At 58.0% G+C, this 15,617-nt stretch carries 12 protein-coding genes; 3 read left to right on the top strand and 9 right to left on the bottom strand.

The genetic code is table 11. The features are described 5' to 3' along the window. Window positions 1–509: 509 nt before the first annotated feature. The 3 genes from Q0D41_RS06070 to Q0D41_RS06060 all read right to left on the bottom strand — a co-directional run bounded on the left by Q0D41_RS06070 (window position 510) and on the right by Q0D41_RS06060 (window position 4,491). Window positions 510–2,600, bottom strand: coding sequence for a glutamine synthetase III (locus tag Q0D41_RS06070; protein ID WP_294376676.1), 2,091 nt, complete (start codon window positions 2,598–2,600; stop codon window positions 510–512). A 307-nt stretch (window positions 2,601–2,907) separates the two neighbouring features. Further along, entirely contained in the window at window positions 2,908–3,096 is a 189-nt protein-coding gene (locus Q0D41_RS06065) for a CASC3 protein CASC3 (RefSeq protein WP_288168852.1), read from the bottom strand. A gap of 3 nt (window positions 3,097–3,099) precedes the next feature. Next, window positions 3,100–4,491, bottom strand: coding sequence for an amidohydrolase family protein (locus tag Q0D41_RS06060; RefSeq protein WP_367113814.1), 1,392 nt, complete (start codon window positions 4,489–4,491; stop codon window positions 3,100–3,102). A 130-nt stretch (window positions 4,492–4,621) separates the two neighbouring features. Here Q0D41_RS06060 and Q0D41_RS06055 point away from each other — a divergent pair, with 130 nt between their 5' ends. After that, the gene (locus Q0D41_RS06055) at window positions 4,622–5,389 is read left to right on the top strand and encodes a class I SAM-dependent methyltransferase (RefSeq protein ID WP_294376671.1); all 768 of its coding nucleotides are present in this window, start codon (window positions 4,622–4,624) and stop codon (window positions 5,387–5,389) included. Window positions 5,390–5,590: 201 nt separating this feature from the next. Here the strand turns inward: Q0D41_RS06055 and hisS are convergent, their stop codons facing one another. Together hisS and nhaA are read right to left on the bottom strand one after the other, a co-directional pair. Beyond that, window positions 5,591–6,979 (bottom strand): histidine--tRNA ligase, encoded by a 1,389-nt coding sequence (hisS, locus tag Q0D41_RS06050; protein WP_294376668.1) that lies wholly within the window; start codon window positions 6,977–6,979, stop codon window positions 5,591–5,593. A gap of 112 nt (window positions 6,980–7,091) precedes the next feature. Continuing rightward, a complete protein-coding gene (nhaA, locus tag Q0D41_RS06045) occupies window positions 7,092–8,684 on the bottom strand; it encodes a Na+/H+ antiporter NhaA (RefSeq protein ID WP_294376666.1) in 1,593 nt (530 codons plus the stop codon). A gap of 165 nt (window positions 8,685–8,849) precedes the next feature. Between nhaA and Q0D41_RS06040 the strand changes: the two genes are divergently transcribed. Next, window positions 8,850–10,490, top strand: a complete 1,641-nt coding sequence (locus Q0D41_RS06040) for an amidohydrolase (RefSeq protein ID WP_294376664.1) — start codon at window positions 8,850–8,852, stop codon at window positions 10,488–10,490. Window positions 10,491–10,735: 245 nt separating this feature from the next. Next, on the top strand, window positions 10,736–11,302 hold the full coding sequence (raiA, locus tag Q0D41_RS06035; protein WP_294376662.1) for a ribosome hibernation-promoting factor, HPF/YfiA family: 567 nt from the start codon (window positions 10,736–10,738) through the stop codon (window positions 11,300–11,302). A gap of 452 nt (window positions 11,303–11,754) precedes the next feature. Here raiA and Q0D41_RS06030 read toward each other — a convergent pair whose 3' ends face one another. The 4 genes from Q0D41_RS06030 to Q0D41_RS06015 form a co-directional block, all read right to left on the bottom strand. Next, on the bottom strand, window positions 11,755–12,525 hold the full coding sequence (locus tag Q0D41_RS06030) for an amino acid ABC transporter ATP-binding protein (protein WP_294376658.1): 771 nt from the start codon (window positions 12,523–12,525) through the stop codon (window positions 11,755–11,757). A gap of 194 nt (window positions 12,526–12,719) precedes the next feature. Then, window positions 12,720–13,373: an amino acid ABC transporter permease gene (locus Q0D41_RS06025; protein ID WP_294376656.1), complete on the bottom strand. Its 654-nt coding sequence runs from the start codon at window positions 13,371–13,373 to the stop codon at window positions 12,720–12,722. A 108-nt stretch (window positions 13,374–13,481) separates the two neighbouring features. Continuing rightward, complete coding sequence (locus tag Q0D41_RS06020) at window positions 13,482–14,303, bottom strand: transporter substrate-binding domain-containing protein (RefSeq protein WP_294376653.1); 822 nt, start codon at window positions 14,301–14,303, stop codon at window positions 13,482–13,484. A 241-nt stretch (window positions 14,304–14,544) separates the two neighbouring features. Further along, the gene (locus tag Q0D41_RS06015; RefSeq protein ID WP_294376652.1) at window positions 14,545–15,390 is read right to left on the bottom strand and encodes an alpha/beta fold hydrolase; all 846 of its coding nucleotides are present in this window, start codon (window positions 15,388–15,390) and stop codon (window positions 14,545–14,547) included. Between the last annotated feature and the right edge of the window lie 227 nt (window positions 15,391–15,617).

Below are 15,617 nucleotides of genomic sequence, written 5' to 3'. Positions count from 1 at the left end.
CATCCACAGTATCCGGTTCTCAAGGTTCCCGGCGGGGCCTGCGGCCCGCCGTGCGCTTCGCGTTCCCGCTTGGCGCAGGAATGTATATTACGGACTTGAACTCATAGGGTCAAGGATTAATTTGCTTTTTGGTCGAAAAGTTTTTGCATACGTCTGATTTACTGTAGGCGATTCTTTTGTTTTACCTGGTAAATCGCATTAGTTACTCTTCCCCGCCTTGCTTCTTAAGATGTGAACACCTCTTCATAAGTCCTCTATCGCCTTCGATACGCCAAGCAAATGGGGTTCGGATGCACAAACTACGTCTCCCCTTCTAGGAAGTTCGCCTGTCGTACGGGAGCAAGCCTTTGGAATCGAGCCTCGCTTTTGCCGACCACGCGCCTTCGCTTCTTTTACCGCACTCTATAAATATGGCTGACACCTTCTTCGGCGCCAGCCATATTCTTGCTTTGTATATCTTTATATATGTTGCTCTTCGAGCCGCACGTTCACGCCTCTTCTATTGAATGTTAGACATAGAACAGAATGTCATCGTACGTGGGCACCGGCCAGTAGTCGGCGGCAACGAGTTCCTCCATGGCATCGACCGCGGTACGCAAGGTTGCCATTGCAGGGACAACCTCATGAGCGTAGCAATTCGCTTCCTCCTGAGGATCGTCGATAGCCTCTGCCTTCTGATGAACAGCATCGAGCGCCTTAATGGAATCGTTGATGGTCGTGATTCCATTGCACAACTTGTTGAGCGTATTGAGCTCGCACTGCATGGCGCTTTCGATCCCCACGCCCTTTACCGTCTCGAGGCCCTTGGCAACCTTGGTCGCATAGGCGCTGATGACCGGTCGATAAGTGCGGCGCGCTTCGCGAATCATCGTCGTTGCCTCAATATTGAGCAGCTTCGTGTACTTCTCGAGCTTCACCTCGTAGCGGCTGCGCACTTCGACTTCGGTGAGCACGCCGAGGCTCGTGAACAGTTCAATGCTCTTGTCGGAAACGAAGCACGGCATGGCATCGGCCGTGGTTTTGTAGTTGCACAATCCACGCTTTTCCGCCTCGACGTGCCATTCGTCCGCGTAGCCATTGCCCGAGAACAAGATACGCTTGTGGTCGTTGAGCACCTTCTTGCAGTACGCAAGCGCCGCCTCACCGAATTCTTCGGCAGGAACGCCTTCGAGGGCGTCGGCGAATTTCTTGAGCGATTTTGCCACAGCGCAATCGAGCACCATGTTGCAGTCGGACGGGTTGGCTTCGGAGCCCAACGCGCGGAACTCGAACTTGTTGCCCGTGAAAGCAAAGGGGCTCGTGCGGTTGCGGTCGGTGTTGTCTTGCTTGATCTTCGGCAGCACATCAGCGCCCAAATCGAGCATGCCGTGCTTCGCATGCACGGAAGCTTTGCCGTCGGCGATTTTCTCGACCACTTCGGTAAGCGCATCGCCCAAGAAGATGGAGATAATCGCCGGAGGAGCCTCATTCGCGCCCAAACGGTGATCGTTGCCGCAGCTCGCAACGCTCATGCGTAGCAAATCCTGGTAGTCGTCAACCGCTTCGATGACAGAGGTGAGGAACACGACGAACTGCAGGTTGTCTGCAGGGGTCTCGCCCGGATCGAGTAGATTCTCGGATTCGGTGCCAATGGACCAGTTGTTGTGCTTGCCCGAACCATTGATGCCTTCGAAGGGCTTCTCATGAAGCAGGCACACCAAACCGTGACGAGAAGCGAGCAGCTTCATCTTCTCCATCATGACGAGATTGTTGTCAATCGCCTCATTGACTTCGGCATAGACCGGCGCGAGTTCGTGCTGGCACGGAGCGACCTCGTTGTGCTTGGTTTTGGCGGGAATTCCGAGCGCCCACAGCTCATCGTCGAGATCTTTCATGAAGGCGGAAACCGTGGGGCGAATAGCGCCGAAATAATGCTCCTCAAGCTCCTGGCCCTTGCACGGCGTATTGCCGAACAGCGTGCGGCCGGTAATCACGAGATCTTTGCGGCGAGCATAGTCTTCTTTCTTAATAAGGAAGTACTCCTGCTCATTGCCCACGGAAGGGACGACCTTTTTCGGGGTTTTGCCGAACAGCGCCAGCACGCGCTTGGCTTCGCGATCGAGCGCGGTGATGGAACGCAGAAGCGGCGTTTTCTTATCGAGCGCTTCGCCGGTATACGAGCAGAATGCCGTAGGGATGCAGAGGACTTCATCTTTGATGAACGCGGGGCTCGTGGGATCCCATGCGGAATAACCGCGCGCCTCGAAGGTTGCGCGCAGACCGCCGTTGGGGAAGCTCGATGCATCGGGCTCGCCCTGGATGAGCTCTTTGCCCGAGAACTTCTCGATTGCTGTGCCGTCGTGGTTCGGCTCAAGGAAGCTGTCGTGCTTCTCGGACGTGATGCCAGAAAGCGGCTGGAACCAGTGCGCATAGTGCGTGGCACCGTGTTCGATGGCCCACGACTTCATCGCATGCGCAACCGCATTCGCCACATCGAGATCGAGAGATTCGCCATCTTCGATGGTCTTGTTGAGCTTCTTATATATGTCGGAAGGGAGATACTGCTTTCGCACGTGGTCGGAAAAAACCAGGGTGCCGAAACGCTCAGTAAGCTGGGACATACGGGCCTCCTCGCTTCGCGGCCGCTTGCGCGACCACCTTTGCTTTTTGTGACCCTTCCACCTTATGGGCGCTGTGTTTCGCTTGGGTTACGCAGAAGTTTCGCTCTTTGAAACTCACGAGCCAGGCTTTCCGGACGGAGAAGGTTCGGGGCGTCCGCGGCATAAAGCTTTCCCACCCCTGCGCGCAGGGACAATCGCGGAAGCGCCCCATCACGCATTGGGGGGTTCTTATCCCCACCCCTGCGCGCAGGGGCAATCAACCGTGAATAAAGAAAGAGGCCAGCTTTCGCCGACCTCGTATTCGTTGCTAGAGACCCATTGCCATAATGGCGACGGTGGGAATTCCCAGTGCCAACACCAAAATGATGCACACGACAACCGTGAAAATCTTCTTGGTGCGCTGCGCCGCCTCGCGACGCTTCTGCTCCTGCAGCTCGCGCTGTCGAGCAGCCTCAACCTTTGCGGCCTTCTGCTTGGCCGTAAGCTTTTGACCCATTCGTTAATCCCTCAGCTTTCCGCGAATCTGCATGCCGCGCTCGCGGGCCTCGGCGGGATTGATGAGCATTTCCCACTTATTGCCGCGCACGTCCCACTTGCTCCCGCGCTCGTAAACAGGCTTGCCACCGACCATGGTGAACATGACGTCAGCCGCGGCGCCGCCTTCGACGACCGCCGTAACGGGATCGACGAGCGGAGTCTGACGTGAACCAGACAAATCGACCACCGTGATATCGGCGCGCTTGCCGGGCTCGAGGGTTCCGATCTCGTCTTCCATATGCAATGCACGGGCCCCGCCGATCGTAGCGAGCTCGAGCATGGTTTTCGCGGTAAGGAACACATCGCGATCGACCGAACGGTGGATGAGCATGCCCAGTCGCATCTCGATGAACATATCGGAAGAATCGGTCGCGGCGGGAGAGTCGGTGCCCAGGCCAACGCGAATGCCCGATTTAAGGAACGTGGGCAGCGGAGCCAAGCCCATGCCGAGCTGCGCGTTGCAGCGCGTATTCACCGAAATGGCCACGTCATGCTCTTTGAGCTTCGCGATGTCGTTGTCGTCCACGTGCACGCAATGCGCAGCAAGCACATCGTGGCTATTGAAAGCGTTCCAGTTGAGCGCATAGTTGACAGGCGTAACGCCCGTCGGGAGCCACATGGGGCGATCGGTAAGCGCATCGCCGCCCGTTTCGATGCCGCGCACCGACAAGGGCGTAGAGCCACGCATGATGTAGCTATATTCCTCATAGCTGCCAGCCACGTGCATCGCGACAGGAAGGTCGAGCTTTTCGGCGACCTCGTTCACTTTGCTGAAAATAGTGGGGTGGCATGCGTGCAGGGCCTTCGGCGCAATGCCGATTTGCATGCGGTCGGGATCGGCAACAGAGCGCCAACGCTCGATATCGGCAACAGCTTCTTCAATCGCAGTATCGACCTGCGATTTCGAAGTCGCGCCAACGCTGCGGTAGAACTTACCGCGCAAACCGACGTCTTGGGCCGCCTCGAACGACGCGCCCGTGCTCGTGAAGTCGGCAACCGTGGTTACGCCGCCGGCGATCATTTCCATGCCGCCGATAACCGCCGAATCGTAGCGGTCGTCGCGCGACATCATGTCGGCTTTGGCGTGCTCGGTCACAAGCCATTCGGCATAGGGCACATCGTGCACGATACCGCGCAGCGCGGTGTACTCGAGATGGGTATGGCAATCGACGAAACCCGGCATGATCGCGCTTCGACCGAAGTCACGCACTTCCTCCTGTGGATAGTGCGCCTTCATGCGCTGCGCGCCACCGACCTCCACGATTCTTCCGTCGCGGACGAGCACTGCGCCATCATCGATGGGCTCGCCTGCAATCGGGATGATATGTTCGGCACAGAGTAGCATGGTGAACATAATAGCATCATGGATTCGGCTATACTTTGCAGCCGAGCAAAATCACGGTACACGGCGAAAGTCGCCGCCGTTTTTTACTGAATGGAAACAAGCGCGCCGCTTTTTGCGACGCCCATGAGAAAGAGGACCTATGAGCAACGAAGCCCAGCGCGCCGAGGAGCGGGTGGTTGACACCGCCACCGGAGCCGAAGCGCCCGCCGAAATTTCGGAAGAGCGCGTGCAGCATATCTTCAGCAATATCGCGAAGCAATATGCGCGATTCAATGCAGTGTCGAGTTTCGGGCTTTTCAAGGGCTGGTTGCGCAAAACCGTCGACGCGGCAAACCTCACGCCCGAAAGCGATTTGCTCGACTTGGCGGGCGGCACGGGCGATGTGAGCTACATGGCGGCAAGCCGACGCCCCCCGGCGCATATTCAGCTGACCGACTTCGTGCCCGAAATGCTCGACGTTGCCCGCGAGCGCCAGGCGGCGGGAGCCGCATGCGGCGTTCCGATTGATTTCGAAGTTGTCGACGCTCAAGAGATTCCCTACGCCGACAATTCATACGACGCCGTGACCATGGCCTACGGCATTCGCAATATTCCCGACCGCATGAAGGCGCTGCGCGAGGTGCATCGCGTGCTCAAACCCGGCGGAACCTTCGCCTGCTTGGAATTCTCGACCCCGCCGAACGCGGCATGGCGTTTCCTGTACCACATTTATTTGAAGGTCATGATTCCGTTCTGGGGGCAAGTATTCACGCACGATCGCCCGAGCTTCGTGTACTTGGCCGACTCGATTCGCGCGTTCCCCGACCAGGAGAACTACGCCCAAATGCTGCGCGATGCCGGATTCAGCGACGTGAGCTGGAAGAACTACGCCGGCGGCATCGTGGCAGTACATACAGGGAGGAAATAACCAACCTGGACTTGGCCGGAGGACACGCGCTTCCGCTTCGGCCAAATCCCGTTCGCGACGAAGGCATCAGTGGCGCCTTTTGTTCGTGCGAAATCTATCGGAATCGCACGCCCTCCGACCAAGGGGAAGCAAAGGTAGATTTACGAGAAAAGCCCGCTCGGTTGAGCGGGCTTTGTTTTTGGTGGACGTGTTCGACTTGCCTTATTCTGCACCTTCGGCATCGAAAAGCGCGTCGATGGAAACGGGGGCAGCCCCGCCGCCGACCAAGTTACCGCCAAATTGCGCGAGCAGGCGTTTCGCCGCGGCAATATCGACCAGGCGCTCCGCGTGGGTCGACATATTGCGAACGCGCGCCTTGCCTTGCGCGAGTTCGTCGGGGCCGAGCACGATAACCATGCGAACTCCGAGCTTGTCAGCCATCTTGAACTGGCTCTTCAGGCTCTTGCCCTGGTGGTCCATCTCAACCGAAAGCCCAGCATCGCGAGCAACGCACACCAAATCGAAGGCCGTGGCGCGCACCGACGAGTCAACGCAGGCGATATAGCCATCAACGCGCTTCGGAGAATCGACGAGCGTGCCAGCCGCTTCAAGGGCGAGCACCATGCGCTCAAAGCCAAGGGCAAAGCCGAGGCCCGGCGTGGGACGGCCGCCCTCGATTTCGGCGAGCTTGTCGTATCGGCCGCCGCCACCGATAGCGCTCTGGGAGCCCATGCCTTCAACAACCTGCACCTCAAACACCGTGCGGGTATAGTAGTCGAGACCGCGCACAAGCGTGGGGTCTTCGATGTATTTCACGCCAGCGGCATCGAGCAACGCCTTGACCTGCTCATAATGCTCGCGGCAATCATCGCAAAGATGGTCGGTGATTTTCGGAGCATTCTCCATCACGTGCGCGCATGCCTCGTTTTTGCAGTCGAACGCACGCAGCGGATTCGTGTCGGCGCGGCGGCGGCACTCTTCGCACATCTCGCCTTCGTGGTCCAAAATGAACTGGCGCACCGATTCGCGATATGCGGGACGGCAGTTGTCATCGCCCATGGAGTTGATGAGCAAACGCGTTTTCTCCATAGGCACGCCCATCTTCTCGAAGAAGCGCATGAGCATGATGATCATTTCGGCATCGGCCGTGGGCTCGGTAGAGCCGAGGCACTCGGCGCCGATCTGGTGGAACTGACGCAGGCGGCCCTTCTGGGGACGCTCGGCGCGAAACATGGGGCCGGCATAGAACAACTTTGCAGGAGCGGCGCCCTGCTCAACGAGATTGTGCTGAACGACGGCGCGCACAACGCCCGCCGTGCCCTCGGGGCGAAGCGAAAGCTTCTGCTTCGACTTCAGCTTGGAATCGTCGCCTTCAGCAAGCGCGCGCTTGTAGTTCTCGCCGCTGCGCACGACGAACATTTCCTTGCCCACCACATCGGTCGCTTCGCCGATGCCGTGCGTAAACACATCGGTGATCTCGAAAAGCGGCGTGTAAATGGGCTCGTAGCCATACGTGCCAAACAGCTTTGCCGCAGAATCGACCGTCGAGCGCCACAGGCGCGCAACGGCGGGAAGCATGTCGGCAGTTCCCTCGGGTGCGTTGTATGCCATGAAATATCCTTCGTCGTGCAGGTGTTTCCTGAAAAAAGAATTGTATCACCACCCTGCCGCACGCCGCATATTCCCCGAGACGCTACCGCGAAAGAACACGCATCGTGGTTGGTTATTTGCGGCCGTACTGCTCACGGCCGGTTTGGGTGCCGCGAGCATCGCGCAGGTGGGCCACTACCTCGTGGGTGCGACCGTCGTTTTTGCAGCGGTCGATTTCAGCGAGAGATGCCTCGTCGAACGAATCGCGCATCGCGCGGGCGCCACGACGAGCCTCGACTCCATCGTGGGTCACGTTTTCGCCATCGGCGGGCAGCGCGACGAACGCCACGCCTGCACTTGCGCTGCGACGGGCTTCAGTGAGCAGCAGCAGGAAGCCGACAACGCCTGCGACCGTCGAGGCCAAAAGAACCGCGGCCTTTGCCGTAGTAACCGCGAGCTCGGAATCGTAGGCGAGATTCGCCACGAAAATCGCCATGGTGAAGCCCACGCCGCCCAGCACCGCGGCACCGGCCATGTGACGCCAGTTCACGTTTTCGGGCAAGTTGGCAACTTTCAACTTTACGACGATGAAGCTGAACAGCAGAATGCCCACGGGCTTGCCGATGAGCAGGCCGAAGAACACGCCGAAAAAGACAGGGCTCGTGAATACGGCGCCCATATCGGCGCCAGCGAGGGCAACATCGGCGTTCGTTAGGGCGAAGAGCGGCAAAATGGCGAAGTACACCCACGGGTACAGCCTGTGCTCAAGGCGCGTAGCAGGCGGAATGACCAGGCGCGATACCGACGAGAGATTGCTCACGTTGCGAATGTAGTCTTTCTGGCCAAGCACCGGCTCATTGGGGTCGAACGCGTTTTCCGCTTGGCGAATTTTCTTATCGGACCAGGCGACGAATCCTTTCAGGTTAACGCGCGAGCCCGACGGAATGGTGAATGCGAGCAGCACGCCAGCGATGGTCGAATGAACACCGCTCGAGAAAACACAGAACCACAGCACCACGCCCAGCGCAAGGTAGGGCGCGAGCGAGTACACATGCGACCTGTTGAGCGCAACGAGGGCCAACATAACCACGGCAGCCGCCGCAAGCCACATGAAATCAGGCGTGTGCCCGTAAAATACGGCAATCACGATAATGGCGATGATGTCGTCGGCCACGGCAAGCGTGGAAAGGAACACCTTCACGCCAACAGGAATGCGATTGCCCAAAAGCGCCATGATGCCAAGCGCGAAAGCGATGTCGGTCGCGGTGGGAACGCCCCAACCGCCAAGCGTTTCGAGGCTTTGGAAATTGAAAACCGCGTAAATCGCAATAGGCGCGAGCACGCCGCCGCATGCCGCGACAATGGGCAAAATGGCCTGGCGAATGTTCGTGAGTTCACCCACGGTCATCTCGTATTTGATTTCCAAACCCACGAGCAGGAAAAACACCGCCATGAGAATATCGTTGATGATGTGCGCAATCGACATGGTCGAAATCGAATCGCCCACCACAAAGCCGATCTGCGTATGAATGAGATGCTCGAATTGCCCATAGATGCCCGAATTCGCGATGGCGAGTGCGGCGATAGCAGCAAGCAGCATAACGCCCGCCGCTTTCGTGGCCGAATGGGTAAGCTCGATGACCTTGGTATATCGAGCCTGATGACCTTGCACTTCCTCAATGAAAAGGGGCTGGTCGGCGTTATGGGGCGAGGCGTTGTTTGCCATGCTGCTCCAATCTGGATTTTTCCGTTTTCGAAGACAGGGTTTTTCAAAAGCAACGAAAGCATTATTTTTCGGAAGCAGTATTATAGCCGCAGCATTCGCGGGGAACCGCTCGGACGTTGCCCAGCCGTTGCCCCGCGCCACGAAATATGCGCGAGAGGGGAACGCATGCAGGCAGAATCGGTCTTTATAAGCGAATACGTGTTCACGGGCACGGGCGACGAGGCTCTTCCCTTGGCGGTTTGCGTACGAGGCGGGCTTATTTGCGCCGTGGTGCCGAAGGACGAAGCAGAGGCATTCATCGGCCCTTCCACACGCGTGGAAAATTTTGGCGACGCGTTCCTGTGCGCCGGCTTCCACGACGCGCACGTGCATGCATTCCATTCGGCACTGTACTCGAGCCCTTTGGCCGAAATGTTTTTGGGCGAATCGGAAGCCGACTGCGTCGCTCGGCTTGCTCCCCTTGCCGAGCGCAAGCCCCATGGCTGGCTTTTGGCGCAAGGGTGGCGCGAGTACCGCTGGAACCCGCCCGTGCTGCCGAGCAAGGCCTCGCTTGACGCCGCCTTCCCCAACCGCCCCGTCGCCCTGTACTCCGGCGACGCCCACACCCTGTGGCTGAACTCGTGCGCGCTGCGCGAGCTGGGAATTTCGCGCGAGAGCGTACCGCCAGCCGGCGGCAGTTACGACGTCGACGAAAAAGGCGAGCTCACGGGTATCGTGCGCGAAGCCGCGGCCATGGCGCTCATGCCGCGCATTATGGCCACGTTTTCTGACGATGAGATTCTTGGCGCCTATCAGGGATTCCTCGCGAGGCTTGCAAGCCTCGGCATCACAAGCATCTGCGATATGGCGCTTTCCGCCGAACCCGGGCTCGACTTCGTGCGGGACGACATCTATCGCACGCTCGAGGGCCGCGGCCAGCTCACGTGCCGCGCGCACCTCTTCCCCACGCTCACGCGCGACGTTTCTCGTTTCGAAAGCATGCGCGACGAGTTGCGCGGACCTTTGGTGCAGGCGCGCGGATTCAAGCAATTCTTCGACGGCGTTTCGAGCCAGCATACCGCCTGGCTCGCCGAGCCCTACACCAATGCGCATTTTGAAGGCGATTGCGGGCGCCCCACGGTGGAGCCCGCGCTCATGCGCGATTACGTGATGGAGGCGGCGCGCCGCGGGTTCGCCGTACGCATTCACGCCATCGGCGATGAGGCCATTACGCAGGCGATCGACATTTTTGAAGAGGCGAACGAGCGGTTTGGCGCCCCCGCTATCGGGCATCACTGCATTGAGCACCTGGAGAATATGAAAGAGCCTGACATCGCGCGGCTCGCGAAAGCGGAAGTCGTGGCGTCGGTTCAGCCGCCGCACATCACGCTCGATCCGGGTGGCCCGGAGCGAGATTTGGGCGATGATCGCTGCAAAGTGATGTGGCCGTTCGCATCGTTTTTGCGCGAAGGCGCCGCGCTCGCATTCGGCACCGATTCGCCCGTCGTGGACGTGAATCCGTGGCCGGGCATTTATACAGCCGTCACCAGGCAAGACGCGAAAACGCACGAACCGAAGGGCGGGTGGCTTGCGAGCGAGCGCATTTCCGCCGCCGATGCAATTCGCGCCTATACAGCGGGAGCCGCCGCTGCCGCAGGACGTGAAAACGAAATGGGGAAACTCGCAGCGGGCATGTGGGCCGACATCGCCGCGTTCGACCGCAACCCGCTCACCGACGCCGAACAGCGCCCCGAGCTCATGCTCGAAACGCGCGCGATCGCGACATTTTTAGCGGGTCGCCCTGTGTTCGATTCGCGTAAAGCGTAAGACACGCCCGGGTGCGTTATACGGGGCCCATAGACACGCCCCGCCGCGTGGACGCAGGTCGCATCACGAGATGGCAACGCCTCGCCGTTTTGCCCCCTCAAGTGCGCTACCATATGAGCCAGAAAGCGAGTTCATTCGCTAGGGATTCGGCTCGTTTGAGCCCCCGCGCGCGGCGCCGCCATCGCCGCAAAATCGCTCGAGTGGGGAATTGAGGCTCGAGCGCACAAGGGAAAGGATGGTAAATCATGGAAGTCACTGTCATCGGTCGCAAAGTCACCGTCACCGACGCGCTCAACGACTACGCCGTTGAAAAAATCGGCAATGCGATGAAGGTTCTGAGCATCGACATTCCGAAGGCTGAAGTTGTTCTGCGTGTCGAGAAAAACCGCGCGGTTCCTTGCATCTGCGAAGTGACCATTCGCCCGAAGGGCCACACCATTCACGTAGAAGAGCACGAGGAAGACATGTACGCCGCCATCGACGTTGCCGCCGCAAAGGTGCTGCGTCAGCTGCGCAAGTACAAGACTCGCGTCATCGACTACCGCATGCGTGAGACCTTGAAGGTCGACCAGGTGATCGAGCCCACCGGCGCTTCGCTCGATGAGCTTATGGCCGAGCTTTCCGCTGACGACGAAGTCGTACGCGTGAAGGAAATCGATTTCACGCCCATGACCGAGGAAGAAGCCATGATCCAGATCGATCTTCTGGGCCACGACTTCTTGGTGTACACCGATCGCGACACCAGCGAGGTCAACGTGATGTATCGCCGCACCGAAGGCGGCTATGGCCTGTTGAAGCCGAAGGCCGAATAACTTGCCATCCAACCCTTGGAGGCGGAAGGCCCCTGGAGTTCGCTCCAGGGGCCTTCCGTTTTATTTTGCACGAAAATGCACGAAGTGCGTACCCTAATGCCCGATTGTCGTCAACACGCGACAAAACCGTTCGTAAAACACCTGTTCGCCGAGCCGGCAAAAGAACTTATTAGGGCAAGGATACGCACTTCGCGCGATTTCATGCAAAAACGGAATGCGTTAAATGCTCTGAGCATTTACACACCAAGCAGCCTTCAATCTTAGAATCGCGATATGCGCAGATGAATCCCCAGGCGACGAGAAAGCCCCTGACCTTAGTTTATAAAACTTCAGGTTAGGGGCTTTCCGATTTGCGAGTACTCGGGCAACTGCGTAATTATCCGTGCATATCGCGATTCTAAGATGCAGGCATCAAAGTTCTGACGCGCGACAAAGCAGCACGATGCTCTAGCCTAATCGTCGTAGCGATTGAGGAATGCCTTCGTGCGGTTGTGCTGGGGGTTATTGATGACCTGTTCGGCAGGGCCTTCTTCAACAATGACGCCACCATCCATGAACACGATGCGATCGGCGACATCGCGCGCAAACGACATCTCGTGCGTCACGATGACCATGGTCATGTGCTCAGCGGCGAGCTGCTTGATGACCTTCAACACCTCGGCAGTAAGCTCGGGGTCGAGCGCGCTGGTGGGTTCGTCGAAGAAAACGATATCAGGGTTCAGGCATAGCGCGCGAGCAATGGAAACGCGCTGCTGCTGGCCGCCGGAAAGCTCACAAGGAACTTTGCCCTCGTTGCCTTCAAGGCCCATTTTCGCGATGAGCTCACGGGCCTGGCGTTCGACATCGGCCTTATCGCGCTTTTGCACGGCAATGGGCGCATCCATGATGTTTTTGAGTACCGTGTAATGCGGGAACAAATTGTAATTCTGGAACACGAGGCCAAAGCGCGATTTCGCTGCGCGCAGCACGTCTTTTTTGCCATAGACCGCCTTGCCGTTTTGCATAGTGGCGACCTCAAGGTCGCCATAGGAAAGCTCGCCCGCATCGAACGTCTCGAGCAGCGTGGCACAACGCAAAAGCGTCGATTTGCCGCCGCCCGACGGACCGATGATGGCAACGACCTCGCCCGGGTTCACTTCGAGCGAAATATCTTTAAGGACTTCGGTGTCGCCGAAGCTTTTCTTGATGTGCGACAGGCGCACGACTGGTTTGTTTTCGGCCATGGTGACCTCCGTATCCCGCCGGCTTTTGTCCCGCCGACGATGCTGCACAAAACACGGCGCTTCTACCGCTCGCCTTCGGCTCGCTATGCGTCGCGCCTCGCTTTCACTATTTCATAAATAAAAGCACGTTTGAGAAAAGCGAAGTTTTGCTCCACATGCATCGGCGGGGCAAAAGCCTTCGCTCTCGTTCGCGCTTAGTCGTGGTAGTAATCGAGCTTCTTCTCGATCCTATTCAGCACGACCTCGACGATAAAGTTGAATACCCAGTAAAAGGCGGCCGCGAACACGAACGGCAGCATGCTGACCTGCGACGCGACAAGCGCCTTCGCCGTGGAGAACATCTCGGCCACGCCAATGGCAAATGCAAGCGAGGTGTCTTTCACCAGCGTGATGATTTCATTGCCCATTGCAGGCAAGATTCGCTTGATGACCTGCGGAAGCACGATTTTCATGAACGTCTGCACGCGCGAGTAGCCCAGCACTTCGGCGGCTTCGTATTGGCCGCGCGGAATAGACTGAATGCCGCTGCGGTAGATTTCTGCGAAATACGCCGCGTAGTTGATGATGAACGCAACGATGGTCGCATTGAACTTGGAATCGGTGGACAAATCCATGCCGAACAGGTAATACGGCGCGAAGTAGATGAAGAACATCTGCAGCATGAGCGGCGTGCCGCGCATGACGGAAATATACAGGCGCATAAGCCATGCAAGGGGCCTGACGCGGCTCATGCGGCCAAGCGCAACCAGCACGCCAAGGGGCAACGACCCCAAAAGCGTGAGGAAGAAAATCTGCAGGGTGACGACGAAGCCTTGACCCAGCATGGTGAGCATAGTGGAAATATCCACGGCAATCCTCTCTCTTAACAGCATGAATCGCGAACGGATTGCTCCGCCCGCGATTCCGCCACAAGGCGCCTTGCCAAACGCCTCGCATATGTTTCAACCGATTCTATCTTATTTCAGAATCCAGTTCTCATAGCTCAGGCCATAGTCGGCGTATTTCTCGCACAGCTGCTTCACGGTGCCATCTTCATCCATGGCCTTCAGGGTGTCGGTGATTTTCTGAGCAAGCTCGGTGTTGCCCTTCTTCACGCCAACGGCGTAGTGCTCGCTGGAAAGCTCATCGGAAAGCAGAGTGTACACGCCGGGCTTAGCGGACATCTGGTACTGGGCGATAGACAAATCACAAGCGACGGCATCGACGGCGCCCGATTCGAGCTGCATGAACGCGGTGTTGTAATCGCCGATGGTCTCGAGCTGCGCGAATGTGGCGGCAAGGTCGGCTTTGTCGCCCTCGAGCACCTCCTGAGCGGCGGAGTCGGTCTGGGTAATAACGTTTTTGCCCGCAAGGTCGTCAAGGCTCTTGATGCCCGAGCTCGACTTCACGACAACAACCTGAGCATTGAGCATGTACGGATCGCTGAAGGTGTAATCATCCTCGCGGCCTTCCATGGTGAAGCCGTTCCAGATGCAGTTGATAGCGCCGGAATTGAGCAGCGTGTCTTTCGCATCCCAATCGATAGCCTCGAGCTGAATATCCCAACCATTGCGGTTGGCAACCTCGGTGGCGAGGTCGAGGTCAAAGCCCGTGTAGTTGCCGTCGTCACCGACGAAGCCGTACGGCGGATACGACTGGTCGAAACCGACGATGAGCTTGGTGGTGTCGGAATTCGCGGAGTCTTTGGCGGCGTCGTTCGAACCGCAGCCAGCGAGCAGGCAGCCAGCAAGCGCGAGCGCTGCGGCGGCTGCCGCGATAAGGGACCATTTCTTCTTCATACGAAATACCTCTTCGATAATCTATCGTTCGCGACGGCTTGCTGCCGGCGCCCTTCCCTTCTGGCAGTGTGGCGACTGCCCTTGGAGCACTTTAGCGTGCTAAAGTGCTCAATGCGAGAGATAGTTTAGCACGGCGGCGTACTAAAGCGCAAACGGCAAGAAAAAACGCCGGCAAGCGGCGTTTTTCAGATTATCTAACCTTTCATCAGGCATTTTTTCAGAATTGATTGGCAGAGGACGCCTAAAGCAGGCCTTTCCCCTCCATAAGAAACACCCCAGCCGTCATGCATGCGAAGTCCGCCGGCAGATCGCTTGGACTGTTATGCGCACCTGGATAGTGTACAAGTGGGCAGTTGAGCCGCTCGGCAACCGCCCTCGACAGCCCCTCAAGCGGGTATCCCCGATTGAGCTCGGCTGCCGCCACGACGACTGGAATCTTCGACAGGGCCTCGTAATTCGGCTTGAAGCTAAAGAATCTGTCGGCTTCGCACACGATGCTCGTACGCACATTGCTCGATGTGCGGGCCCTTTGTTCCCGCGTAGGCTTCGATGCGCGCGAATCTTTCGGACCCAAGCCGAAAAGGAAGCCGCCCCCAAACGAACCCGCTTCCTGTCCCGCTTCAATATTCTTTTTCATTTGCACGATATCGGCCATAAGGGACGAAGCGGGATCGACGCAATCGAGTACGGGCGATTCGAAGAGCATAAGCTGGCGAACGCGGTTCGGATGCGCGGTCGAAAAGCTAATCCCAACCGACCCGCCTGCACTGTGCGCAAAAACAAACGCGGGCGCATCGCCGAATGCCGCACTCGCGACCGCCAAAGCATCGCATGTTTGGATTGCAACAGAATAGTCGCCGTTGGAGGGATGCTCGCTGCGTCCAAACCCACGTCGATCGAACGTTACCGCATCAAACAAATTCGCCAAAAGAGGACCAGCCGCGTCGTAGAAGTCGCAATCGATGCAACCACCATGAATAAGAAGCAGCGGGGGTCGCTGGGACGGCGCCTCCCCGGAACTTGGCAGATATCGCTTGCAATACAGGCTTATTCCGTCGCTGTCGACCGCGAATTCATGAAACGACATACGCGCCGCCTTTCCGTAAAAGATTCTTGTTTCGTTCTAGCAAAAAACAAGCCAGAAAGACGTTGTCGAATTCGAGTGGTTACGGTACCGACACGCAGTGCCCAATCGGCAGCACGCATGCCAATAGCGAGAAGGCTGGAAGGCGGCAATCCAGCAATCCGCCAACATGTCGAATACGATTAAATCGAAGTTTTGACCAGGCAAGGAGGGATGCGTTCATCAGGAAT

It is taken from the genome of uncultured Slackia sp., assembly GCF_934630525.1.
GTDB lineage: Bacteria > Actinomycetota > Coriobacteriia > Coriobacteriales > Eggerthellaceae > Slackia.
The sequence above is the reverse complement of the archived record's forward strand: the minus strand, read 5'-3'. Positions and strand labels throughout refer to the sequence as shown.

Coding starts and splice junctions, on each gene's coding strand:
- Q0D41_RS06055 (WP_294376671.1), top strand. CDS start 4,622: ATGAGCAACGAAGCCCAGCGCGCCGAGGAGCGGGTGGTTGACACCGCC.
- Q0D41_RS06070 (WP_294376676.1), bottom strand. CDS start 2,600: ATGTCCCAGCTTACTGAGCGTTTCGGCACCCTGGTTTTTTCCGACCAC.
- nhaA (WP_294376666.1), bottom strand. CDS start 8,684: ATGGCAAACAACGCCTCGCCCCATAACGCCGACCAGCCCCTTTTCATT.
- Q0D41_RS06020 (WP_294376653.1), bottom strand. CDS start 14,303: ATGAAGAAGAAATGGTCCCTTATCGCGGCAGCCGCCGCAGCGCTCGCG.
- Q0D41_RS06065 (WP_288168852.1), bottom strand. CDS start 3,096: ATGGGTCAAAAGCTTACGGCCAAGCAGAAGGCCGCAAAGGTTGAGGCT.
- Q0D41_RS06030 (WP_294376658.1), bottom strand. CDS start 12,525: ATGGCCGAAAACAAACCAGTCGTGCGCCTGTCGCACATCAAGAAAAGC.
- hisS (WP_294376668.1), bottom strand. CDS start 6,979: ATGGCATACAACGCACCCGAGGGAACTGCCGACATGCTTCCCGCCGTT.
- Q0D41_RS06040 (WP_294376664.1), top strand. CDS start 8,850: ATGCAGGCAGAATCGGTCTTTATAAGCGAATACGTGTTCACGGGCACG.
- raiA (WP_294376662.1), top strand. CDS start 10,736: ATGGAAGTCACTGTCATCGGTCGCAAAGTCACCGTCACCGACGCGCTC.
- Q0D41_RS06015 (WP_294376652.1), bottom strand. CDS start 15,390: ATGTCGTTTCATGAATTCGCGGTCGACAGCGACGGAATAAGCCTGTAT.
- Q0D41_RS06060 (WP_367113814.1), bottom strand. CDS start 4,491: ATGTTCACCATGCTACTCTGTGCCGAACATATCATCCCGATTGCAGGC.